Origin of the sequence: Murinocardiopsis flavida (assembly GCF_003014485.1) — a bacterium.
In the GTDB taxonomy this organism is placed as follows: domain Bacteria; phylum Actinomycetota; class Actinomycetes; order Streptosporangiales; family Streptosporangiaceae; genus Murinocardiopsis; species Murinocardiopsis flavida.
On the sequence record NZ_PYGA01000038.1, the window covers coordinates 1 to 23,656 of the forward strand.

Annotated in this window: 18 protein-coding genes; 7 read left to right on the forward strand and 11 right to left on the reverse strand. The window is 72.6% G+C overall.

All coding sequences use genetic code 11. From position 1 onward, the window contains the following. Nucleotides 1-77: 77 nt before the first annotated feature. Nucleotides 78-653: a GNAT family N-acetyltransferase gene (locus CLV63_RS31320; protein ID WP_245929240.1), complete on the reverse strand. Its 576-nt coding sequence runs from the start codon at nt 651-653 to the stop codon at nt 78-80. A 266-nt stretch (nt 654-919) separates the two neighbouring features. Beyond that, entirely contained in the window at nt 920-1,732 is an 813-nt protein-coding gene (locus CLV63_RS31325) for a putative protein N(5)-glutamine methyltransferase (protein WP_106586867.1), read from the reverse strand. Nucleotides 1,733-2,390: 658 nt separating this feature from the next. Between CLV63_RS31325 and CLV63_RS31330 the strand changes: the two genes are divergently transcribed. The 3 genes from CLV63_RS31330 to CLV63_RS31340 all read left to right on the forward strand — a co-directional run bounded on the left by CLV63_RS31330 (nt 2,391) and on the right by CLV63_RS31340 (nt 5,339). Beyond that, a complete protein-coding gene (locus CLV63_RS31330; protein WP_245929241.1) occupies nt 2,391-3,416 on the forward strand; it encodes a hypothetical protein in 1,026 nt (341 codons plus the stop codon). Nucleotides 3,417-3,672: 256 nt separating this feature from the next. Then, the gene (locus tag CLV63_RS31335; protein ID WP_106586869.1) at nt 3,673-4,134 is read left to right on the forward strand and encodes an SRPBCC family protein; all 462 of its coding nucleotides are present in this window, start codon (nt 3,673-3,675) and stop codon (nt 4,132-4,134) included. Between the two features lie 164 nt (nt 4,135-4,298). Beyond that, on the forward strand, nt 4,299-5,339 hold the full coding sequence (locus CLV63_RS31340; protein ID WP_211301568.1) for an FAD-dependent oxidoreductase: 1,041 nt from the start codon (nt 4,299-4,301) through the stop codon (nt 5,337-5,339). Nucleotides 5,340-5,444: 105 nt separating this feature from the next. Here CLV63_RS31340 and CLV63_RS31345 read toward each other — a convergent pair whose 3' ends face one another. From CLV63_RS31345 to CLV63_RS31355, 3 genes are all read right to left on the reverse strand, one after another. Next, a complete protein-coding gene (locus CLV63_RS31345; RefSeq protein WP_245929243.1) occupies nt 5,445-6,722 on the reverse strand; it encodes an MFS transporter in 1,278 nt (425 codons plus the stop codon). A gap of 97 nt (nt 6,723-6,819) precedes the next feature. Further along, complete coding sequence (locus CLV63_RS31350) at nt 6,820-8,067, reverse strand: M24 family metallopeptidase (protein WP_106586870.1); 1,248 nt, start codon at nt 8,065-8,067, stop codon at nt 6,820-6,822. 936 nt (nt 8,068-9,003) lie between these two features. Continuing rightward, nucleotides 9,004-9,798, reverse strand: a complete 795-nt coding sequence (locus CLV63_RS31355) for an ArsR/SmtB family transcription factor (protein ID WP_106586871.1) — start codon at nt 9,796-9,798, stop codon at nt 9,004-9,006. 266 nt (nt 9,799-10,064) lie between these two features. On the opposite strand from CLV63_RS31355, the gene CLV63_RS31360 reads away from it, so the two are divergent. Both CLV63_RS31360 and CLV63_RS31365 read left to right on the forward strand, forming a co-directional pair. Continuing rightward, nucleotides 10,065-10,631 (forward strand): TetR/AcrR family transcriptional regulator, encoded by a 567-nt coding sequence (locus CLV63_RS31360; RefSeq protein ID WP_211301569.1) that lies wholly within the window; start codon nt 10,065-10,067, stop codon nt 10,629-10,631. Nucleotides 10,632-10,729: 98 nt separating this feature from the next. Beyond that, complete coding sequence (locus CLV63_RS31365; RefSeq protein ID WP_245929245.1) at nt 10,730-11,239, forward strand: DUF1772 domain-containing protein; 510 nt, start codon at nt 10,730-10,732, stop codon at nt 11,237-11,239. Nucleotides 11,240-12,340: 1,101 nt separating this feature from the next. On the opposite strand, the gene CLV63_RS31370 is transcribed toward CLV63_RS31365, so the two are convergent. From CLV63_RS31370 to CLV63_RS31380, 3 genes are all read right to left on the reverse strand, one after another. Beyond that, the gene (locus CLV63_RS31370) at nt 12,341-13,045 is read right to left on the reverse strand and encodes a GAF and ANTAR domain-containing protein (RefSeq protein WP_211301570.1); all 705 of its coding nucleotides are present in this window, start codon (nt 13,043-13,045) and stop codon (nt 12,341-12,343) included. An 85-nt stretch (nt 13,046-13,130) separates the two neighbouring features. Continuing rightward, a complete protein-coding gene (locus tag CLV63_RS31375; RefSeq protein ID WP_106586873.1) occupies nt 13,131-14,612 on the reverse strand; it encodes a serine hydrolase domain-containing protein in 1,482 nt (493 codons plus the stop codon). 111 nt (nt 14,613-14,723) lie between these two features. Continuing rightward, nucleotides 14,724-15,653 (reverse strand): Lrp/AsnC family transcriptional regulator, encoded by a 930-nt coding sequence (locus CLV63_RS31380; RefSeq protein WP_106586874.1) that lies wholly within the window; start codon nt 15,651-15,653, stop codon nt 14,724-14,726. Nucleotides 15,654-15,898: 245 nt separating this feature from the next. On the opposite strand from CLV63_RS31380, the gene CLV63_RS31385 reads away from it, so the two are divergent. Continuing rightward, complete coding sequence (locus tag CLV63_RS31385; RefSeq protein ID WP_245929247.1) at nt 15,899-17,614, forward strand: peptide MFS transporter; 1,716 nt, start codon at nt 15,899-15,901, stop codon at nt 17,612-17,614. Continuing rightward, entirely contained in the window at nt 17,611-18,810 is a 1,200-nt protein-coding gene (locus CLV63_RS31390; RefSeq protein WP_106586875.1) for a metal-dependent hydrolase family protein, read from the forward strand. The genes CLV63_RS31385 and CLV63_RS31390 overlap by 4 nt, the downstream gene beginning before the upstream one ends. Nucleotides 18,811-18,850: 40 nt before the next feature. Here the strand turns inward: CLV63_RS31390 and CLV63_RS31395 are convergent, their stop codons facing one another. The 3 genes from CLV63_RS31395 to CLV63_RS31405 form a co-directional block, all read right to left on the reverse strand. Then, on the reverse strand, nt 18,851-21,859 hold the full coding sequence (locus CLV63_RS31395; protein ID WP_106586876.1) for a glycosyl hydrolase: 3,009 nt from the start codon (nt 21,857-21,859) through the stop codon (nt 18,851-18,853). Nucleotides 21,860-21,956: 97 nt separating this feature from the next. Beyond that, entirely contained in the window at nt 21,957-22,370 is a 414-nt protein-coding gene (locus CLV63_RS31400; protein ID WP_106586877.1) for a PPOX class F420-dependent oxidoreductase, read from the reverse strand. A 137-nt stretch (nt 22,371-22,507) separates the two neighbouring features. After that, nucleotides 22,508-23,587, reverse strand: a complete 1,080-nt coding sequence (locus CLV63_RS31405; protein WP_146165717.1) for a hypothetical protein — start codon at nt 23,585-23,587, stop codon at nt 22,508-22,510. Nucleotides 23,588-23,656: the final 69 nt, after the last annotated feature.

Genomic DNA, 23,656 nt, shown 5'->3' on the forward strand with positions numbered 1-23,656 from the left:
CCGCCCGCGGAGTTCGAGGCCGATCACTACCAGCGGGAGTTCGGGTCAGCAGAGGATAGAGCGTTGGTTCCGAGCCTCTAAAGAACCCGGCACGGCACTGGTTCGTCGGGTGCCGCCCGTGTGCCGTCCTCGGTGGAGCGGGCCCATTCGCCGGTGGTGAGCAGGTACTCGTCATGCGGGCGGCCGTAGGCCGCGCGCCGCTCCACGAACCGGAATCCCAGCTTCTCCAGTACCCGGGACGAGGCGGGGTTGCGCGGGTCGACCACAGCGGTCAATCGGGGCAGGCCGAGGTCGCGGAACGCGACAGAGACGCACAGCCGCCCCGCCTCGGTCGCCAGGCCGCGCCCCCACCACGCGCGTGCCAGCGTGTAGCCGAACTCGGCGCCGTCGTCGCGGGCCTCGAACCCGGCGTCGCCGATGACGGTTCCGGTGGCGCGGTCCTCGACCACCCAGAAGGAGTATCCGTGCCGTTCCTGGTGCCGGATGTAGTCGGTCACCATCCGCGCGCTCTCTTCGGAGGACGCCGGGGCGCCGTAGGCGACGTGGCGCATCACCTCGGGATCGCCGTAGACCCCGTGGATCGCGTCGTGGTCGTCGGGACGGAAGCACCGGAGCCGGAGCCGGTCGCTCAGCAGCGGGAAGTCAAGGGTCACGGAATCGGAGCCTTCCGCCGGTGCCGATCCACTGTCAAGGCAATTGATTCCCGACAGCCCTGCGACGTCGAGGGCTTGCACTCCGCGTGCAGCGCAAGCGGGCACGAAGTACCGGGCAACCGGACACGGCACCGCCGCTTCCGGAACGCAGGTCCGGCGGACAGAGGGGGTGGGTTGCCGTCCCGACCCGACCCACACTGGCCTGACCTGTCCCGCCTTCGCACGACCCGACCCGGCCCGACGTCCGGGCCGGGGCGGACCAGTCCTCACCCGTGTGCCGGGGCCGTGCCGGTGACCACTGTGGCCTCCAGTTCGGCCGAGGCGACCACGCGCGGTGCCAGCCCGCTGTGCGCGAACGCGTCGACCGCCGCCCGCGCCTGGCGTCCGCTCGTCTCGATGAGCAGGTGGCCTCCCGGCGCCAGCCAGTGCGGCGCCTCGGCGGCGACCCGGCGCAGGACGTCGAGCCCGTCCGTGCCGCCGTCGAGCGCCGTCGGCGGTTCGTGGACCCTGGCCTCCGGAGGCAGCAGGCCCAGTTCGTCGGTCGGGACGTAGGGGACGTTGGCGACCAGGACGTCGACGCGGCCCCGCAGCGAGGCCGGGAGCGGCGCGAAGAGGTCGCCGGTGCCGACCACACCGCCGAACGGGGCGAGGTTGCGGCGGGCGCACCGCACGGCAACGGGGTCGATGTCGGCGGCGTGGAGTTCCGCCGGGCCGAGTGCCGCCGCCAGCGCGGCGCCGACGGCTCCCGAGCCGCAGCACAGGTCGACGACGGTGCCCGATGCGGCGAAGGGGGCGGTGCGGCGGTGGGCGAGCCCGATGGCCTGGCGGACGAGGAACTCGGTGCGGCGGCGGGGGACGAACACCCCGGGGTCGACGTCGATCCGCAGGCCGCAGAACTCGGCCCAGCCGAGGACGTGTTCGAGGGGCAGGCCGGCGGCACGCCGTTCGACCATGGCGTCGAGGTCGGCCGGTGTGTGCGCAGCGGACATGAGCATCCGCGCCTCGTCCTCGGCGAACACGCAGCCGACGGCCCGGAGCCGGGCGGTGATGGCGGAATGGGTGAGTGGAGTGGTCGACATGGGAGCCTTTCGCAGCCGTCGCGGGGCGCTCCCTGTGCCGCCTACGCCGTGCCGACCGCGCGGCGGTGCAGAGGGAGTACCCGGCCTGATCCGGTACTGACGGGTCTCACCTCCTCGGTGGGTCCACTGCTGCCGTCGGCAACCCTACCAACCACCGCCGTCTGGCCCGTTCAACGGCGCGGGGCGCGATTTCCGGCGGCCGCTTCCGGAGTCCGCCGCGGTGTTTTCCACGACGACCGCTGCAAATGCATTCCGGTGGATCCGAAGGGTGACGATGCGGCCACGACGCGATGAGCCGACATTGTCGATGCTGATCGATTCACCCGCTATTCGCTCAGTATTGAGAATTTGGGGCTCATGTCGCTGGTGTTTCATCGGGAGTATTACCATCGGGTGACATTTTGCAGACGGCGGGCCATGCTAGTGCGGCCTGGATAATCGACACAAGGGCCTTTAGGCTCCGTTGTACGCTGGTGGACACCACGCAGCGGAACTCATTTATTGACGATAATTCGGATCGTCGTGCGAACAGCACTCGACGTGCGGTTCCGGCGTGCCGGGAAAAGGGACGACCATGGTTGCTCGCCCGCCCGAACGAATCCTCGAACAGGTCGCAAAGAAGCAGGGAAAGGGAGCTGAAACCCGGCGGAAGCTGGCAGTGAACAAAGAGAACAATTGGCTTCTCGCGATCACACTGAACAGTTTCTCGAAGTTCGCCGAGAATCAGAAGCTCTCCGATTTGGAGACCGTCGTCGTCCAGGCGTTCCAGCGGAACGGGTTCAGCGACGAAGAAATCAAGAAGCACGGCGAGTTGGGTGAGCAGATCCCGCAGGACATGCGCAATGCGATCTTCCCGGAGAAGTTCGCCCGGCTGGACGTCAAGAGCTCGTACTCGATGAACGACATGCGCCGCGACGCCGAAGGCATCGTGCGCACCTTCCGGGCCCGGCCCAACGTGACCAACGTCGACGTGTCGGCCATCCACGCCAAGCGCGCGACGCTGCGCGACTTCCCGCGGATCAAGAACAGTGTGCTCCGCGAGCACGCCTCCGAGGCGCTCGTCGTGGTCGAGCCGGACGCGGCCCCGGCGCCGCGCGCTGCGGCCGCCGGCCAGTACACGATCAAGGCGACCCGGTTCAAGTGCATCGAGAGGGCCGGGGACTCCATCTTCAACCGGTCGAACGAGGCGTACTGGATCTTCGGGTCCCTGGGCGGCGGCACCCCCGTCACGACGCGCAGCCCGATCTTCGAGGGCGTCGACAGCGGGGAGAGCCGCACGTTCTCCGCGACGGCCGGCTGCATCTGGGGCCAGAACTGCGTCGCGCAGGCGCTGCCGGAGGGCGAGGTCGCCTCGCTGGTGCAGCTCTGGGAGCACGACGAGGGCAAGCCCGACCAGATCAAGGCCGGGGTCGCGGCGGCATTCGCCGCCGCGGCGGGCATCCTCGCCGCCACCGGTGTCGCGGCGTGGGTCGGTGCGGTGGTGGTCGGTGTGGGCGCGGTCGTGCAGTGGCTGCTCGGCTTCCTCGACGACGACCACATCGCCGACCAGACGTTCGTGTTCAGCAGCGCCGTGCTGCAAAAGCAGATTCCCAACGCGGGCCAGGCGCTCCCGCCGGTCGTCCGCAAGTTCACCGACGGCGACGCCGACTACGACCTGACCATCCAGGTCACCCACGTCTCCTGACGCCGCCGCGCCCAACGGCGGCCACTGGGACCGGAGGGGAGTCCGCCGCGGCCCCGGGGACCACAATCCCCGGGGCCGCGGCGCGTTCGCGGGAGCGGTCGGCAGGGCCGCAGGTCGGCAGGGCCGCAGGGCCGTGGTGCATGATCCGGACGGCGCCGGGGCAGCGGAACACCGACCGAGTACCGCCCGCAGCCCGCCTGGAGCCGGATATCGGCGATGGCGGCGCGCGGGCCCCGGCAACGGCAAGGGAGCCACCATGTCCGAGGTCATCGAGACCGTCGAGGTCGACGTCCCGGTACGGGCCGCCTATGACCAATGGACCCAGTTCGAGGACTTCCCCGAGTTCATGGAGGGGGTCATCGCCGTCGTCCAGCAGGGCGACACCCGTCTCGCCTGGACGATCGACATCGCCGGCCGGCGCCGCGAGTTCGACGCCGAGGTCACCGAGCAGATTCCCGACGAGCGCATCGCATGGCGCACCGTCGACGGCGTCACCCACGCCGGTGTCGTCACGTTCCACCGGATCGACGACGGCCGGAGCAGGGTCACCCTCCAGGTGCACACGGTCCCCGAAGGGGCCGTTGAGCAGCTCGGCGACAAGCTCGGCCTGGTCACCAGCCGTATCAAGGCCGACCTGCGCCGGTTCAAGGACTTCATCGAGCGGCGCCGCACGCCCACGGGCGCGTGGCGGGGCGAGGTGCGGCCGCCACGGCCCTGACCGGCACCGGCGCACCGCACAGCGGGCGCCGGGACCGGAGGGAGTCCGCCGCGGCCCCGGGGAGCACATCCCCGGGGCCGCGGCGCGTCCGCGAGGGCGGCCCGCGCATGGGGGACGCGGTGTCGGGGCGGCGGCGGGGCCGGTACTAGGATCCACCGACGCGCATGGACGACGACCCGGTTCGCCGGGTAGGCGGGGCGATGGTGGACATGGGACGGAGTGGGGCGCTGCCGGACACGTCGGTGATCGTGGTCGGCTGCGGGGTGGTGGGCCTGACCACCGCGATCACGCTGCAAGAGGCCGGGTTCGCGGTGCGGATCTGGAGCGCGGAGCCGCCCGCCGACACCACGTCGATCATCGCGGGGGCGACCTGGTTCCCCTACAAGGCCTACCCCCTGGACCGGGTGCTGGAGTGGGCGCGGGTGAGCAAGCCCGTGTTCGTGGAGATGGCGGCGGACCCCGCAACGGGCGTCGCCGTCCGCGACTGCCTGCACCTGTACCGCGACCCGGTCGACCTGGTGCCGTGGTGGGCGAGCACAGTGCCCGACCTGCGCCGGGTACCGGAGGCGGAGCTGCCCGACGGGTTCCGCGACAGCTACTTCTTCACGCAGCCCGTCATCGACATGCCCATCTACCTGGACTACCTGCTGGACCGGTTCCGCGCGGGCGGGGGAGAGGTCCACCTGCGCGAGGTGACCTCCCTGGCCGAGCCGGCGGAGGCGGCCGCAATCGTCGTCAACTGCACGGGCCTGCGGGCCCGCGAACTGGCGGGCGACACCGGGGTGGTGCCGGTCAGGGGGCAGTGGGTCCGCGTGGAGAACCCCGGCATCGACCGGTGCATCGCCGACTTCGACCACCCCGGCGGTGTCACCTACGTCATCCCGCGGCTCGGCAGCCTGCTGCTCGGCGGGACCGGGGACGAGAACGCATGGGACACCGAGCCTGACCCGCGGGTCGCCGAGGAGATCGTGGCCCGCTGCGCCGAACTCGACCCGCGGCTGGCACACGCGCGGGTCCTGGAGCACCGGGCCGGGCTGCGCCCGGTGCGCCCGGCAGGGGTGCGGCTGGAGGAGGAGGCCCTGCCCGGCGGCGGCGTGTGCGTCCACAACTACGGGCACGGCGGCGCCGGAGTCACCCTGTCCTGGGGGTGCGCCGCCGAGGCGGCCCGGCTGGTGGGCGCCGCGGCGGACCGCGGCGGCCGGTGACGGGGTCGTTAGCGGGGCCTGTGACGGAGCCGGTGGCGGGTCCTGTGACGGACCCTGTGACGGGGCCGGTCCCGCGCGGCCTGCGGCGGCGCGGGACCGGCGGCGCTACTCCTCGCGCAGTGGCCGCCCCGCGGTCTCCGGGCTCATGAGCACCGGGATGAGCGCCACGAGCGACACCGCGATCAGGTAGAACGCCGGAGCGAACGAGCTGCCCGTCCGGTCGACCAGGAAGGTCGCCAGCAGCGGCGCCGTGCCGCCGAAGATCGCGTGGGAGACGTTGTAGCCGATCGAGACCCCCGTGCCGCGGACCCGCGTCGGGAACAGCGCGGGCAGCACGGCGGTCGTCGTCCCCAGGATCGGGATCTGGCAGAGCGTGAGCAGCAGCACCCCCGACAGCAGCCCGGGCATCGAGCCGAGCGACATCAGCCAGAACGCGGGATAGGCGAGGACCGCGTAGCCGAGCGCCGCGGCGACCAGGAGCGGTTTGCGCCCCACCCGGTCGGACAGGATGCCCGCGGCGGGGATTCCGATGGTCAGCAGCGCACCCGCCGCGAACACCAGGAGCTGCGCGGAGCCCGCGCCGGTCTTCAGGGTCTCGGAGAAGTAGCTCGGCATGAAGGTGAGGATCGTGTACGTGCCGATGCTGGAGTACATGACGATGCCGATGCAGATCAGCACGTGCCGCCAGTGGTTCGTCAGGGTGTCGCGCACCGGGGCCCGCGCCACCTCCTCGTTGTCCTCCAGCGCGCGGAAGCTCGGCGTGTCGACGAGCTTCATCCGCAGGTAGAGGCCGATGGACCCCAGCGGCCCGGCGATCAGGAACGGCACCCGCCACCCCCACGTGACCATGGCGTCGTGCGGCAGGTACACGGTGAGGAGCGCGACGAGCCCCGATGCCAGCAGGAACCCGGCGATGGCGCCGAACTCCAGCCAGCTCGCCCACATGCCGCGCCGCTTGTCGGGCGCGTACTCCACGGCGAACGTGGACGCGCCGCCGTACTCGCCTCCCACGGCGAAGCCCTGCACCAGGCGCAGGACGACCAGGGCGATGGGCGCGAACACCCCGGCCGTCGCGTAGCCGGGGAGCAGGCCGATGGCGAAGGTCGCCCCCGCCATCACCAGGATGGTGATCGACAGCGAGCGCTGGCGGCCGATCTTGTCGCTCAGCGGGCCGAAGAAGAAGGCGCCGAGCGGGCGGATGAGGAACGCGAGCGCGAAGGCCGAGAACGAGGCGAGCAGGGAGACGGTCGGGTCGTCGGAGGGGAAGAACACCCCGCCGAGGGTGACCGCCAGGTAGCCGTAGATCGCGTAGTCGTACCACTCGGTCGCGTTGCCGATCATTGCGGCCGTGACGGCGCGCCGCATGGTGGCGCGGTCCGTCACCGGCGGCGCCGTACCGGCGCGCGTGGGTTCGGTGTGTTCGCTGATGGTCGTGTGCCTTTCTCCGGATCGTGGGCCGGCCGGGGCGTCCCGGCCCGCCTCACACGTGGATGAGGTCGGCGGCGCCGCTGGTCAGGACGCGCGTACCGGTGGACTCGACCACGAAGGTCTGGCTCAGGCCGACACCCGACCTGCCGAAGGACCGGAAGGAGCCCGGCATGTGGAAGACCATGCCGGCGCGCAGCGGCTCGGGGTTGCCGGCCGTGATGTAGAACGGCGCGCCGTCCATCCAGTGCGGCGGGTGCGCGAGGCCCACGGGGTAGCCGAAGAGCTGGTGGAAGACGACGTCGTCGGGGAGCCGGCCGATGGCCTTCAGCGCCTGGTCGGCGACCTCCGAGCACGGCACGCCCGGGGCGGCGTGGGCGAGGACCGCCGCGAGCGCGGTCTTGGCGAGGTCGGCGAGGCGCTCGGCGTCCGGGGTGGCGCCGCCGCGGGAGAGGGTCCGCATCACCGGCGCGTGGTAGCGGTGGTGGGCGCCGGCGAACTCGATGAAGGTGGTGCCGTCGCTGATGGGGTTCACCCCCCAGGTGGAGTGGGGGATGCCGCCCCGCCGCCCGGTGGCGACCACGGGACCCCACGCGGAGGTGGCCGTGGCCCGGCCGTAGAGGGCCTCGGTGATGGCGGCGCCGACGGAGGCGTCGGTCGCGTCGGCGTGCGCGGCGGCGCGTGCGGCGGCGGCGACGCCGCGCTGTGTCGCCACGGCGGCCTGCTCGACGTGCGCGATCTCGGCGGGGGAGAGGACCAGCCGGACCTGCTCGACGAGGTGGTCGCCGTCGACGACCTCGACGTCCTGGGTCCGGAGCAGCTCCACCATCAGCGGCGGGGTGGAGGTGTGCGCGAACTCGATGCCGATGCGACCGCCGCGGGACACCGACCCGGCGGCGTGCGCCGCGACGGTCTCCAGCGCGTGGCGCGCGCTCGCGTAGGCGGAGTACAGGACGGTGTCCGCGGTGGAGCAGGCCAGCGCCCGGCCCAATTCGAGGTCGGGGACGTGCAGGTAGGTGCCGGTGTGCGTGACGAAGAGCGGCTGCGGCGCGGTCTCCTTGCTGTGATAGCCGCAGAGGTAGTCGACGCTGGACGGCCGGAACACGAAGAGCCCGTCAAGTCCCGCCGCCGCCATCGCGGCGCGCACGCGGTCGAGGCGGGACGCGTACTCGGCGGGGGCGAAGGGGGGTTCCTCGGCGGCCCGGACCGACGCGATCGTTTCGGGCGTCAGCCATGACGGGGCCGCTGTGTCGCCCAGGCCGATGACCTCCTGGCCGTGATGCTGGTGTGCTGCGGGGCTCATTCGATCACCGTTCTCTCGCGGCCGGTCCGCTTCGGCCCGGCCGCGGGGGCGCGGCGGGCGGGCGTGTCGGACGGGGCAGCGGGGTCGTGTCGCGAGGGGCGACAGTGGCGGTCCCGGCGCCTGCCGGGACGGAGCGGATACGCCAGGTATACGGCAACGGCGCACACGTCCGGGCAGGGTACGAGTCCATCGCCGGGCACCCGGACGGGAGCACCGTGGTGGCCAGGGTAACGACCGGCCCGGCGCGGGGCCAGAGGTGAACAGGGGGCGAATGGTGGGATCGTCCGATTTGATCGTGTCGACACACGCCCGACATCAACCCCGGCCCCCGGACCAAGACCAAGACCAAGACCAAGACCAAGACACATCCAGCCCCCGGCCGGACGGCCCGCCCCGTCCTGAACACCGCCGTGCCCCCACTGGCCGGCCCTCCGAGAAGCGGGCGCGGGAGGGGACTGCGATCCATCACGCCTACGTGGCCCCGCGAGAAACCCGCGTCCTCTGCGCCCGGGGATAAGCGCGTCCCATGAGGGAGCGTCCGGGGGCGAGAGCGTTTCAGGGGAACCCGTATCCGACCGCGCGCGTCCCATGAGGGGTCTGGGGGCGAGAGCGTCCTCGACCCTAGGGAACGGTGCCCCGGCAGCCTTGCCCGGGTCCGCTGCGGGGAAGGACGCTCTCGGCCTTCACTCCCGGCATGAAGCCGAGGCCGCAACCCACCAACTCTGCACCAGGACGAGATCCACGCCCAAGTTCAACGGCATTCGCGGTTGGCACGCACGAAAGACGCGGGTGTGCCGCGGTGCGTTCGCACGGACGGCCGGAGCGGACCCGTGTCCCGCTCTGGCCGGTCGCCTATTCCGGGGCCGTGCTCCACTCCACTCCGCCCGCCCGTCGGCTCTGGGATCCGGTCGCCTGCCCGCTCCGGGATCCGGTCGCCTATTCCGGGATCTCGGGCAAGGTCTCGCCGGTTTCGAGCAGGGTCTTGAGGTCGGACAGCAGGTGCGGCCACCCCTCGGAAACCATCTCCAGCACGGTGCTGCCCGGTGCGAAGCCGTCGTGGACGACGGTCAGCTTCACCATCGGCCCGGCCGGCTCGATCTCGAAGTGCACCTTGGACCGCGGCTCCGCTGCGAGCGTGGCGCGGACGTCCTCGTCCATCCCGACGGACGCGGCGAACTCCGGTGTCATCGTGTGCCAGGTGTAGGCGAGCCGACGGTAGGGCTCGGATTCGAGGACCACCTGCTCGGGGTCCGCGATCGTCACGCCGCGTTGGTTCCAGGTGACGGTGGCGCCCTTCGTCCACTCCGACTCGAAGGCGACCTGCCAGTAGCGGCGGGTGAAGGCGGGGTCGGTCAGCGCCTGCCAGAGCCGTTCCGGTGTGGTGTTGATGTAGGTGGTGTAGACGAACTCGGTGCTGCTCATCGGTTCCTGCTCCAATGCCGTCTTCAGGTCGGCGAGTGCGTGCACCCGCTCGCGGTCGTAGCGGTCGATCCAGCGCTCGGCGATGGCATTGATCGGTTCGGCGTTGAGGTAGTGGATCTTCTCCCTGCCGCGGCGGACGGTGGTCACCAGGTTCGCCGCGGTCAGCACCGCCAGGTGCTTGCTGACGGACTGGCGCGCCATGTCCAGGCCGGCGCACAGTTCGCGCAGGCTCTGCCCGTTGCGGGCGTTCAGGCTGTCCAGCAGTTGGCGGCGGCTGGCATCGGCCAGGGCCTTGAACACCTCGTCCATCTCTCGCCACTCCAAAAAAATGCAGCCGTGCGGCTGCATGAAATATAGGCAGCCGAAAGGCTGCATGTCAACGGCGGCGCGCCGCCGGCCCGGTGCGCGCAGCACCGTAGCGCGCGCGGCGGCCGAGGCCGGTAGGGGTACCCGATTGGTAGCATCACCCCAGGCCGGTCCGTGGCCGGTACCTCGGGCGCGCGACGAAGCGGGGCGGCATGATGGCGGGAGGCACCCGGCGGCGCGGCCGCCCCGGAACAGGCGTCCGCGAGGCGGTGCTTGCCGCGACAGAGGCGCTCATCGCCGAGACCGGCGCCGTGCGGCTGTCGACCAAGGAGATCGCCAGCCGCGCAGCGGTGGCCGAGTCGAGCATCTTCTACCACTTCGGCGACCGGCTGGGGCTTCTGCGCGCCGTCGTCCACGAACACCTCCCCGTCTACAGCGAGGCGGCCGCCGGTATCAACGAGCGCGCCGGCGAGGGGAGTCTGCGCGACAACCTGGTCGCCCTGCTCGACAGCATGGAGGCGTACTACGTGCGCATCATGCCGGTCCTCTCGGCCGTGCAGGCCGACGGCGACCTCCGTAACCGCCTCGCCGAGCGGACCCGCACGGCCGACGCCGGGCCGCGGCGCGGGCTCGCGCCGATCGCCGCGTACCTCCGGAAGGAGCGCGACCTCGGCCGGGTGCGCGCCGATCTCGATGTCGACGCCATGGCGCTGCTCGTGGTCGGTGCCGCACACCAGCGGGCCCTGTACCGGTACCTGGCCGAGGACGCCGACGCCGGAACGGCGTCGTCCACCGAGGTCGTGGACGCCCTCATGCCGAGCCTGCGCGCGGACTGAGCCCGCGGCCCGCCGTTGCGGCCACCCCCGATGTGGATGATCCTCCCGGCGCGCTAAATTACTGAGTAATAACTCAGTAAATAGGGATCGAGGTTGCGATGCTGCTCGTCCGAATCGCCAGAGGGATCGCGCTGCTCACGACCGGCCTGCTGGCCGGTGCGTTCAGCTACGGGGCCGTCAACGTCGCGCCGACGTTCCGGGCAGTGCCGCTGGACGTGCGGCTGACGTTCCACATCGCGCTCATGAAGATGAACGCGGTCGTGATGCAGGCCGGAATGGCGCTGGCGCTGATCAGCGCGATCGCGCTGATCGTCGTGGTGCGCGCGGCGGTCCCGCGGCTGCTCGCCGCCGGGGCGAGCGCGCTGCTCCTTGCGACGTTCCTGGTCACCCGGTTCGGCAACGTGCCCATCAACCGCCAGATGCGGGAATGGGTCGCGGACGCCCCGCCCGCCGACTACGCGGACATCCTCCAGGTGTGGGACACCTTCCACATCATCAGGACCGCGACCGCCATTGCCGCTTTCCTGCTGATCATCGCGATCGCCGACCGGGCGCGTACGCTCGCGGCCGATGCGCGGGACCAGGCTGTGCCCGCGGCCGTCCGGTAATACGTCGGCACGTTCGCTCTGCGGGCCCCGCTTCCTGCGGCGATCGGGCGATCGGGTGGGGAGCGGGCACCGCTGGTCGGCGCGGGACCCGCCCCAGAGGATCAGCGGGCGGAACCCCGGCGTGCGGCGGGGCCGCTCGGGCACGGTCCGTTTGCTGGGCGGCCTCGTGGCCGGGCCGTGTGCTGGTGGCCTGTGGTCACAAGCAGCAACGACGGCGGCCGGGCTTCCGGGCCCTGGCGGAACCGTGCCGGGTGGGCGGTGGGGAACAGCGGCACCAACGGCGGCGAAGGGGCCGGGGCCCGGTGGCATCGGTCCGTGCGCGGGGGCCGGGGTGGGCGACGGGGCGGCGATGGCCGGTGGTGGGCCGGGGCGGGCGGTCGGAGGCGGGCTCCTCGGGGCCGCCCGCACGCCTGCGCGTCCCTGCGCAGCGAAAAGCACGGCTAGGTGCGCAGAGCCCCACCCGCGGAGGGCAATTGGCGGCGTATATCCCTTTTGGCCACGTGCTTCCCGGTGGAGGGGCGCCGATTCGGGCCCCGCACCAAGATCATGTCCATCATGCGGACGGGCGGCCGGGCGAAGCCGCCTTCACGTGCCCGGATTGCGGCGTGGTATCCGGTTTTCGCGGGCGGCACAGGCCAGCGGGGTGGCGAAGGGACGACCCAGACGTCATTCGGGTGACGTCTGGGTTGTCCCTCCCATCGAGTTCTCACGATGTGAGACGCAAGGGGTGATGGGGTGCCGCACCCGAGCCGCTGACCTGCCCTTTTGTGTGAGGCTCCGCGGCGCGGCGGCCCAACGGCCCCCGCCCCATGCGCAAAGGTGGCTTATCCCGCACCCGGCCCACCACCGGCCGTCGCCGCCCCGGCGCCTACCCCGGCCACCGCCCACCCCGACCGAACCAACCGAGCCCGACCCCTCGCCGCCGTTGGCGCTGCTGTTGACCACTGATCACCGGCACGCGGCTCGGAGAGAAGGCCGCTCGGCGAACGGGCCGACTCTATGGAGGGCGACACTTCAGCCGCGATTGAAGGATCCGTTTGCGCATGATCAAAGAGCGGAGTTCCCGCCTGAGGCGGGCCGCTCGGGCGGCGGGGCGGAGTGCTACTCCCCGATCGACGGGAGCTGGCCGGTGCGGACGACCTCTGCGGCGACCTCGCGGAGTTTGACGTTGGTGCGCGAGGAGGTCTCCTTGAGCATGTCGAACGCCTTGTCGCTGGTGAGGCGGTGGCGCTCCATCAGCACACCGACCGCCGCGCCGATCTCCTGCCGGGTGTCGTACCCCGCGCGCAGGCTGTGGGCGCGCTGGGCGGCCGCCAGCGCGATGGCGGCGTGCGACGCGAACACCCAGCCGATCTCGCGCGCGTGCTCGTCGAACGCGCCGGGCCTGTGCGCGTACAGGTCGAGTGCGCCCAGCGTGTGGTCCTGGGCGAACAGCTCGAAGCCCATCATGGAGCCGACGCCGAGTTCGACGGCGCGGGGCGCGTAACGCGGCCAGCGCGTCTCTGCTGCCATGTCGTCGATCAGGAAGCTGCGTTCGTGCCGGGCGGCGTCCAGGCACGGACCTTCATCGAAGGCGAGCTGGGCCTCGTCGGACGCTGTGACCAGCGCACCGGTGACCGCTGGCGACTCGAAGGTGTTCGCGCGCCGGTTCACCAGCAGGACTCCGGCCTCCTCGCAGCCGTCGATGGTGGTCACCGCCGACTGGACGATCCGCTCCAGTACCTCGGTGGGCTCTTTCGCGGCTTCGAGATCGCGGGCGAGCGCGACGAACATCCGTGCGAGCCCCGCCGGAGAGTCTTCGATCATCACGCCCCCCTTGCGCGGCCCGGGGACGGTCCCCGCGCCACGACCGGCAGGATAATCCACCGGCCGCCGGGACGGGTGCCGCGCCCTAATCCGGACGCGCGCGCCGGACGTCCGAAAGGCGGACGGCGCGCGCCGCCAGCAGAACGGTGCTGAGCAGCGCCGCGAGCGCCGCCCACGCCACGAACAGCGGCCAGCCGTAGAACGCCGCCTCCCATGTGACGTCGCGGCCGCCGAACAGCAGCCCCGCGAGCGCGGGCAGCGCAAGGAACAGTGCGACGGGGACGAGCCGCGGCGCCAGCGAGAGCAGCAGGAGCGGCAATGGGCGGTGCGCACGGCGCCGGGCCCACCGCCGCGCCCGGGCGATGCGGTACCCGCCGACTCCGAGGGTGACGGCCCCGAGCCCGGTCAGGCCGAGGTCGGCGTAGGCGGTCGCGGGCACCGGAAGGTCCGGCCGCTCGCCGCGGACCAGCGCGACCAGTCCTTCGATGACGGCCATCTGCTCGGCTCCCAGCGCGCTCGCGCTGTTGAACGCGACGGCGACGCCGTAGTCGTCCCGCCCTTCGGCGCCCGGCAGGAGGATCTGCTCGGCACTGGCGGTGAACAGCGTGCCGCCGTGGTGGATGCGCGCGATCCTGCCCCCGGTGCGGTCGAGGTCCCACCCCATGCCGTAGTCGCCGCCGGCCGGGCCGGGCGCGTGCATCTCGGCGAGGCCCGCCGCGGAGACGAGGCGCGTCCCGTCGGTCGCGGTGCCGTCCCCCTGCACGATGAGCCATTGCGCGAGGTCGTCCGCCGTGGAGACGACGCCGCCCGAGCCGTTGACGAAATGGTCCAACGGCGGTCTCGCCGCCATCTTCACGAACGCGGGTGTGTAGCCGTCGCGCAGCCCGCCGGGCCGCTGCGCTGCGGTGTCGCGGGTCGCGGTCTGGTCCATCCCCGCTGGGCCGAACACGCGCGTGCGCAGGTGTTCGGCGAACGGGCGGTCGGCGACCACCTCCACCAGCCGCGCGGCGACGTGGTAGTTGGGATTGTGGTAGTTCCACCGGGTACCCGGGTCGGCCACCAGCCGGGCCGACGCGAGCCGCGCCACCGCGCCCTTCAGGTCGCGCGGCTGCGGTCGGCGCATCTCCGGGAAGCCCGGATCCGCCATCCCCGAGGTCTGGGTCAGGAGCATCCTGACGGTGATCCGATCGGCCCTGGGGTCCGCGAGGCGGAACTCCGGGAGGTGGTCCCGCACGGGATCATCGAAGCCGAGCAGGCCGTCGTCGACGAGCTGGGCGACCGCCAGCGAGGTCACGGACTTGCTGAGCGAGCCGATCGCCATGGGGGTCCGCGCGGTCAGGGGTGCGCCGCCGGACCCGCGGCCGTACCCGGCGGTGTGCACGACTTCGTCCCCACGCGTGATGGCGACGGCGGCGCCGGGCAAACCGCTTCGCTCCAGGCTCCTGGTCATGTAGGCGTCGATCTCCGCGGGGGCGGCGGGGGCGCCGCCTGCGGCGGCCGCGGGTGCGGGCGCCGCCAGGGCGAAGCCGCAGAGCGCCGCGGCGAGGGCGAGGTTCCGTGTCTGCACCGGACCGACGCTACGGCGGCGGCGGGCGCGCGCCCATGAGGCAGGCCTCCCCCCGCGACCTGAGGCGGACCGCACCCCCGCCGCACGGGGCGGCGGTCGTGACGGCGCGGGTCAGGGGGTGGGGGATGTCAGGGGGCGGGCGAGGTCGTGCTCTTCCTTGGTGGCGCGCAGGTGGGTCCACGACTCGACGGAGCGGACCCCGGGCGTCGAGCGGATGTCCTCCAGCGCCGTGGACACGCCGTCGAGTGAGCCCGCCCGGATCGTGCCGATGGCGTTGCACCACCCCAGTCCCGTGGCGAGGCAGTCGACCTCGTCGAGTTCGATGATCCGGCGCGCCACCGGTTCGGCCGCGCCGTCGAAGGTGAGCGCGAATCCGACCGTGTGGACCCTGCTGAGCGGGTTGAGCCGGACGAGTGCGCCGATGTGGACGACCCCGGCGTCGAGCAGGCGCAGCACCCGCGCGCGGGCCGCGCCGGGGGAGAGCCCGCTCACGGCGGCGAGTTCGACGAAGGAGGCGCGCCCGTCGACGCGCAGGTGCTCCAGGAGCGCGTGGTCGGCGGTATCGAGGACGATGCCGTCGAGCGGCCCCGGGCTTTTGAGCGGCCCGGGCGGAAAGTAGGGGTCCTTCCAGATCCGCAGGTAGGTGACGACCTGGACGGAGCGGACGCCGTCGACCGCCTGGACGCGCGCCAACCCGCGGGAGAACGCGTCGAGGCCGCCGGTGCGCAGTTCGGCGGTCACGGCGAACCGGCCGGCGGCGGTGGTGACGAACGAGGTCTCGTCGATCTCGGCAACGGCGCGGGCGACCTCGCGGACGGGGCCGTCGACCTCGATGATGACGTGGCCGAGCTGGTTGAGGCCGAACACCGCCGGGTGGACGGCGCCGACCAGGCGCAGCCCGCCGTCGTCGATCAGTCGGCGCACCCGCGCCTTGGTGGTGGACCGCGCGAGCCCGACGTGTTGGGCGAGGGCCTCGTAGGAGGCCCTGCCGTCGCGTTGCAGGGCGCGGACGAGCCGCTCGTCCACGTCGTCCAGGTCCACACGCGTCCTTTCGAGTGGTGCGCCGCCGCGGTCAACCTATCGCACGGCGAGGCGTCGTTGACGTCATCGAATGGCGAAAACGGGATGCCGTCGTATCCGTGTTTCAGTGAGGTATCGGCGAATTTTCCGTCGAATCATCTATTGATAGCCGGTCGGTGCAGATGTATCGTCGGCGCTTATTCGAGGGTGGTCCGGTGGTTCCGCGGGCCCCGCAGCGCAGTCCTCCGGAGGTCGATGGTGAGCAGATGGTGAGCGGACGGCGTGCCCCGGACCCTGCCGCCGCGGCATCGGGGGACCGTGCGTTCTTCGGGCACCCGCGCGGCCTGGTGGGCCTGTTCTTCGCCGAGGCGTGGGAGCGGTTCTCCTACTACGGCATGCGGGCGCTGCTGCTGTACTACATGTACGACCAGGTCGAGAACGGCGGCCTGGGCATCCCCGACGGCACCGCGAAGTCCCTCATCGCGGTGTACGGGTCGGCCACCTACATGGCGGCGATCCTGGGCGGCTGGCTCAGCGACCGCATCCTCGGCAACCGCCGCGCGACGCTCTACGGCGGCGTGCTGATCATGATCGGCCACATCTGCCTGGCCCTGCCCGCGGGCGCCGGCGCGCTGTTCGCGTCGATGATCCTCATCGCGAGCGGTACCGGGCTGCTGAAGCCCACGATCTCCGCCTCGGTCGGCGACCTGTACGCCGCAGGGGACCCCCGCCGCGACTCCGGCTTCTCCATCTACTACATGGGCATCAGCGTCGGGGCGGTCGCGGCGCCGCTCGTGGTCGGCACGGTCGGCCAGACCTACGACTACCACCTCGGATTCGGCATCGCCGCGGTCGGCATGGCCCTCGGCCTGATCGTCTACGTGGCGACCCAGCGCCACCTCAGCAGTGTCAGCAGCCGGCCGAGGAACCCGCTCGACCTGCGCCGGGTCCCCCGCTCGCGGGCGGCCTTCATCGGCGCCGCGACCGCGGCGCTGATCGCCGCCGCGGCCTACGCGGCCGGGTCGGGGGCGCTGTCCGTCGGGGCCGTGGTGAACCTCATCAGCCTGGCGGCGATCGCACTGCCCATCGGCTACTTCACGGTCATGCTGCGCAGCCGCCGCACCACCCCCGCCGAGCGCGCCCGCCTGCGCGCCTACATCCCGCTGTTCGCCGCCGCGGTGTTCTTCTGGGTGATCCAGGAGCAGGGCGCCACGGTCATCGCCCAGTACGCGGGGGAGAGCACCGACCTCGACTGGTTCGGCTTCGCCATGCCGGCCTCGTGGTTCCAGTCGGTGGGGTCGATCGTGCTGATCGTGCTGACCCCGCTGTTCGCGCTGCTGTGGCTCAGGTTGGACGCGTCGGCCCGCCCGCCGACCACCGCGCAGAAGTTCAGCGTCGCGCTCGTCATCGCCGGCCTGTCCTACCTGATCCTCGTGCTCCCGGCGGGCGCGGGCGGGCTGAGCAGCCCGCTGTGGCTGATCACCAGCCTCGCCGTCGTCACCATCGGCGAGATGTGCCTGGCGCCGATCGGACTCTCGGCGACCACGCGGATGGCCCCGGCCGCGTTCGCCACCCAGACCATGGGCCTCTGGCTGGCCTCCAACGCCGCGGGCCAGGGCATCGCGGCGCAGCTCGTCGGGTTCTACGACCCCGGCACCGCAGGCGTCTACTTCGGCGCGATCGGCGCCGGGACGCTCGCCCTCGGCCTCCTGCTGTTCGCCTGCTCCCCGCTCATCCGGCGGCAGATCGAACGCGCGGACCCGGCCCCGGACCCGACCGCGGATCAGGACTCGGCCCTGGACACGGCGTCGGACTCCACCACGGACGCGACCCCGGCCCCGGACCCGACCGCGGATCAGGACTCGGCCCTGGACACGGCGTCGGACTCCACCACGGACGCGACCCCGGACCCGGACTCGGACCCGGCAGGCCCCGGCCGCGGAGAGCCCGCGGCCCGACCCGGAAACGGAGATCACCCATGACCCGCACGGTCTTCCGCGGCGGAACACTGTTCGACGCGGTGTCGAAGTCCGCGACGGTCGCGGACATCGCGGTCGAGGACGGCCGGATCGCCGCCGTCGGCACCGGACTCGACGGGGACACCGAGGTCGACTGCGCCGGGCGCGGGATCCTGCCGGGGCTCTTCGACTGCCATGTGCACCTCACCATGAGCAGCACGGACCTCTTCCACATCGCGCAGGAGCCGTTCTCCGTCCAGTTCTACGAGGGTGCGCTGAACATGGCGAAGACCCTCGCGTGCGGCATCACCACCGTGCGGGACGCAGCGGGGGCCGATCACGGCATGCGCGTCGCCCAGGAGCGCGGCATGATCCCCGGCCCGCGCATGCGGGTCTCCCTCAACATGCTCAGCCAGACCGGCGGGCACGGCGACCCGTGGTGGCCCTCCACCTGCGTCATGGACCTGCTCCCCGCGCACCCGGGGCGGCCGCCCGTCGTGGTCGACGGCCCGGAGCAGATCCGGCACAAGATCAGGGAGCTGGTGCGCGCCGGCGCCGACGTCATCAAGGTCGCCACCAGCGGCGGCCTGGTGTCGAGCGGGGCCGGGCCGCGGATCGCCCACTTCCGCGACGACGAGATCGCCATGATGGTGAGCGAGGCGTCGGCGGCCGGCCTGCACGTCATGGCGCACGCCAACGCCGACGGCGCGAAGGCGGCCGTGCGCAACGGCGTGCGGTCGATCGAGCACGGCAACCACCTCGACGACGAGACCCTCGCGATGATGGCCGAGCGCGGCACCTGGCTGGTGCCGACGCTCAGCGCCGGGCTCGGCCTGCGCCGGGCCATCGAGGGCGGTGAGCAGTACCCCGACCACGTGCTGGCGAAGATCGAGGAGTCCGGCGGGTCGAGCGTCGCCCGCGCGGTGCGGGCCGGGGTGCCGATCGCCATGGGCACCGACACCCCCCTCATCCCGCACGGCGAGAACCTGACGGAGCTGCGGCTGCTCGTCGACGAGGGCCTGACCCCCGCGCAGGCGCTGCACGCGGCGACCCTGTCCGCCGCCGAGCTGATGGGACTGGACGCCGAACTCGGCTCCCTCGAACCGGGCAAGCGCGCCGACCTCGTCCTGGTCGACGGCGACCCGCTGGACATCGACGACCTGAGCGGCCGCATCCGCACGGTCTACCAGGACGGGCACGCCGTCCACCGCAGGGCCTGAGCGGCCGCCGCCCCGGACCCTAATGGGCCCAGGGCGGCGGTCAGGCCGGGAGGCCGACCGCCGCCTCGCCGTAGGGGACGAGGAGCACCGGCCCGACCAGCCCGTAGGGCTGCCGTTCGGCCGCGGCGAACGCCGGGTGCGTGTCGAGTGTCCGCAGCCGGTTGCGCAGCGTCGTCGCGATCTCGATCTCGACGGTGTTGTGGCCGGTCCGCAGGTACGCGGTCGCCTCGGCGACGGGGCGGTGCGGGTCGACGGGCGGCAGCAGCTCCCCGTTGATCCGCACCCGCACCGAGTCGGACACCGCGCCCAGGTCGAGCCGGGCCCGGTTGCCGTTGCGGGCCCAGTCGGCGCCCAGTTCCACGTGCGCGGTGTAGCGGCCGATCCCGGAGACGTCGCGGAGTTCGGGGATGTCGGGCCACGGGGCGAGCGCGTCGAGGCGGAGTTCGTGGCGTTCGACGCGCGTCTGCGCCGCGTCCGGGCCCGGCAGCCAGTCCTCGACCGCGAGGTGCCACGGCGACAGTGTCGCGACGTCCGGCAGCGCGCCGACCACCGCCACGGCGGTGCGCCCGTTGCTGAACGCCACCGTGTGGGTCCCCGGTGCGGCGGCGCGCACGAGGACGCCGCCGTCGGAGCCGACCGCCAGGTCGTCCGCAGTGCTCTCCACCGCGTGCACGCGGTCGGGCACCGTGTCGCGGACGATCGCGATGAGCGCGGTCTCGCCCGGCGCGAGGCGCACGCGGGTCGTGATCCGGCCGCCGCCGGTGCCGTCGCTCCGGTAGGCGGCGACGGGTTCGATCGCGCCCGTCCAGGCGTCGAGCCGGTAGGGCCGCCCGCTGCCCGCGAGGGCCACGGTCTGGTCGAACGGGGCGGGCTCCGGCTCGGGCGCGCCGGTCATGTTGTTCACCCCGTTCTGGTTGTAGAGGAAGTGGAAGTCGGCGCGGTCGTCCGCCCGGTGCACGCCCACCACGTTGGACGGGGCGGCGGGCGAGAAGTCGGGGCGCACCCCCGCTGCCGCCAGCGCATCGGGGACCGCGTCCTCGGCGGCGACCCTGCGCACGCCCGGCGTCGCGAGGAGCGCGGCGAGCGCCGCCCGGACGTCGGCGTCGTCGCCGGCGTCGCCGAAGAAGCCGGTACTGTCAGGCAGTTCGCCCACCACGATGACGGGCAGGCCCGCGCGGGCATGGTCGAGGACCGCCCGCGCGGCCGCCGCCGGCATCCCCCGGACGCCGGCGCGCTGCCCCGCGAAGTCGAGGACGAGCGCCTTGTAGGCGGGGCCCTCGGGGTCGAGCCGCCCGCCGGCCACCCGGGCACCGGGCAGGTCGAGCAGTGCCGGGCCGATGAACTCGTAGGTGTAGCCGAGGCGCTCCATGGTGGTGTCGGTGAACCACCGGAAGTGGTCGTCGGCGCTGTGGTTGGCGGTGTAGGGGAAGCCGTGGCTCCAGTAGCTGTGCCGGTAGACCGCCACGTCGACCCGCGGTCGCCCCTGCTGGAGCACGAACTGCTCGCGGGCGAGGAACGCGGTGACGTCGGGCGTGTGCGCCCAGTACGGCATGCGGGGCCCGTACGCCTCGGCGAGGCCGAGCGGGCCGACGACGTCGGGCATGCTCGTCCCCATGTAGGACCAGAACCCGGGCCAGTCGGCCTCGGGGCCGTCGGCGCTGACGCCGAACGAGCGGGGGCCGCGCGGGTAGGCGAAGCTGTGCAGCTCGGCGTGGTTCGCGCCCCCGGCGAAGGCCCCGTGTGCGGCCGACAGCGCCTGCCGCCACGTCGTGGAGTACAGGTCGTGGCCCACGCGGGTGGTGGTGGGCGCCGTCTCGACGACGAGCCGCCGCCTGCGGCCCATGTGCGCCGCCCCGGCGATCGCCCGGATGCCGTCGAGCCGGTTGCCCATGGCGAAGTTCTCGGTGTTCGGGACCTCGACCGCCGCCGCGGCGGAGATGTCGAGGGTGGCGTTGTAGGACGGCTTGGGGCGGTAGCGGAGCCCGTGCGAGCGCGCCCAGGCGTTCAGCGGGCGGAGGTGGTGCTCCTCGTACAGCTCGCTCAGCGTCCGGTAGTAATCGTTGCGGATGCGCGCGCCGGTGCCGTCGGCGAAGTCGTGATCGGCCGGCGTGTCGGGGTGGCGCGTCTGGGGCGCCCTGAACGTGTTGGCGACCCAGTCGTTCAGGTGCGGGATGAAGACGACCGGCAGGTACGGGCGCAGCGAGTAGCCGCGGCGCCGCTCGAACTCCGCGAGGAGGTCCGGCGTCCAGAGCTGGTACCCCTGGAGGTGCAGGGAGTCCTCGAAGAGGGTGTCGTCGACCTCGTCCACCAGCTTCTGGATCTCGGGCGTGAACACCTGCTCGTCCCAGTAGGCCGTCATGGCGTCCGTGCCGCGCGCGCTGAAGTAGTCGGCGTAGGGCGACTCGGTCGACCGCCGCCACACACCGAACAGCAGCCAGTCGCCCTCGGGGGCGGTCCAGGTGATCCGGCCGTCCTCGGCGTCCTTGGTCAGGTCGGCGAGACCCGCCCGGTCCAGGAGCACGGGGGCGCCGTCCGCCCCGTCCGGCGCGTCCGCCCCGCCCGCCGCGCGGCGGGCGGCGACCACGGCGACGAGGGTCCGCGGCCGCTCCGGATCGGTGGCGGGTTCGGGGACCGGACCGCTGTACACGGTGCCGCCGCCGATCGCGGCGGTCCCGTAGGCGATCTCCTGCTGGTCGACTCCGCTGTCGGCCGTCACCTCGGGGAACCGGGCCGTGTTGTGGATGGTCGGGTCGACCGCGATTCCCACCCGCCGCGCCGTTTCCAGCGCCGACCGCAGCAGGTCGTTCCGGCGCGCCGTGGGGGCGATGTCGAGGTCGAACAGGTTGACGCCGCCGAATCCGGCGGCGGCGATCTGCTCGATCGCGCGGGAGAGCTCGGCCGCGCCGATGGCGTCGACCGCGGGCGGGAACAGGTAGATCTTCGGGCGGATGTCCCGCGCGGGCGCTGCGAACGCGCGCGCCAGGTCGGCGCCGGGTCCCGGGTCCTCCCCGGGGTCGTCGGCGGGGTGTGTCGGGTGGACGGCGTCCATCGGTGCGGCCTTTCCGGTGGCGTGGCCGGACCGGGTGGCCGGGCCGGCCTGCGGATGGGTGCCGGGCGCCGGGCCCGGCGGTGGGGTGCCGCGGGACTCAGCGCTGGTGCACGGTCCGCAGCGGGACGAACTCGTCCTTGTCGTCGCCGAAGCCGCGCGCCTCGAGGTTCCAGCTCCAGGACACGGTGGGGGTGATCCGCATGTACGGCGCCGTGCCGAACCGGCCGGCCCGCTCGATCAGCTCGGCCGTCCCGTAGACCCGGAGGAACCGCGGGGTCCAGGGCTCGACGGCGACGAGGTCGTCGATGACCAGGGCGACCTGGTCGTTTCCCGTCGCGACGTTGCGGAACTTGCGGGTCTTCGCCGGGTCGATCCCGCCGACGTAGAAGAACGCCCCGTCGAACTCGAAGCCGACCGGCGCGACGTCGGGCTGCCCGTCGGGGCCGACGGTGGCGATGCGGGCGAGCGGCTGCGACCGCAGGTAGGCCAGCTCTTCCTCGGTGAACGACATGTCCCTACTCCCCGTTTCGCCCATGGTCCTGGTCTCGACTCACACCTAAAGTACAACATGTAATGCATTAAGGAAAACGTTTGATGTAAATCGTGGAGCGGGGGAGGAGAGTAGACCGTGGATCGGGGAGGGGACCCTCAGCCGCCCGCGGGTGTGTTGCCGCGGCCCCGGTCCGCGCGCCTGATGGCGACCGCAGCGGCGGCGAGCAGTCCGGCCACGCACAGGAGCAGCACCGAGTTGTGCGCCAGCTTCGCCGCAGGAGTCGGCCCTTCCAACGGCACCACCAGGAATGCGATCAGGGCGTTGACCAGCAGCGCGCCACCGAACACCGCGAACCGGTGCATCGGCCCCCACGCCGCCCCCCGCGACCACAGCGCCATGAGCCCGGCGAGCGCGCCCAGCAGTGCGATCGCCCCCACTGCGCCCGCCCAGTTGGGCGGGGTGAACTGGAACGCGCCCAGCAGCACGAGGGCCGTCCCGCCCACCAGCAGCGGATGCGGCGTCCACCGCCCGCCGGCGCGGCCCGGCCGCCGTCCGACCGCGAACGCCGCGGCGACCAGCGCCGCCGCAACGGCGGCGGCGCCGGCCAACTGCGGGGCCGAGGCGACGGCGCCCTCGGTGTCGTAGTGGTCGGAGCTGATCACGGCCGACGCCAATAGGTACAGCACGGCGACGACGACCAGGCCGGGCGTCCGCAGCCACGGCACCGCGGCCCGGCGCGGTGCCAGCGACTCGATGACGACGATCGGCGCGCAGATGCTCCAGACCGCATGGCCGGTGACGAACCCGAGCGCCTGGTGGACGCTGACGCCGAGCATCGGGACGAGGGTGGGCAGCCGCGCGTCGTCCCAGTAGTCGATGTCCCGGTAGGCGTCGTTGAACATCGACTGGTCGACCAGGCCCGCCTGGATCACGCCGAACGCGGTGCCGAGCAGCAGCATCGTGGGCAGGCCCCGCCCGGTGCGCCGCGCCGCCTCGCGGATGAGCACGGCGGCGCCGCCGTACAGCGGCCCCAGGATCAGCAGCCCGCCGAGCAGGGCCAGGAGGGCGCCCACGGAATCGTCGTAGCCGATCAGGTACTCCGCCGCCACGGGCGAGAGGACCAGCAGGCCGAGAACGGACGCCATGCGCGGGCCGAGCCTGCCCTTGGGCGCGCGCGGCCGTTCGACGGCCGCGGCGGACTCCGGGCGCTCCGGGCGCTCCGGGTGGGCGGTCATGCCGACCCGCCGGGGCGGTGCGCGGGTGGCGTGCTGCGGCAAGCAAGAGGTGCGCTGCGGCGGTCAAGC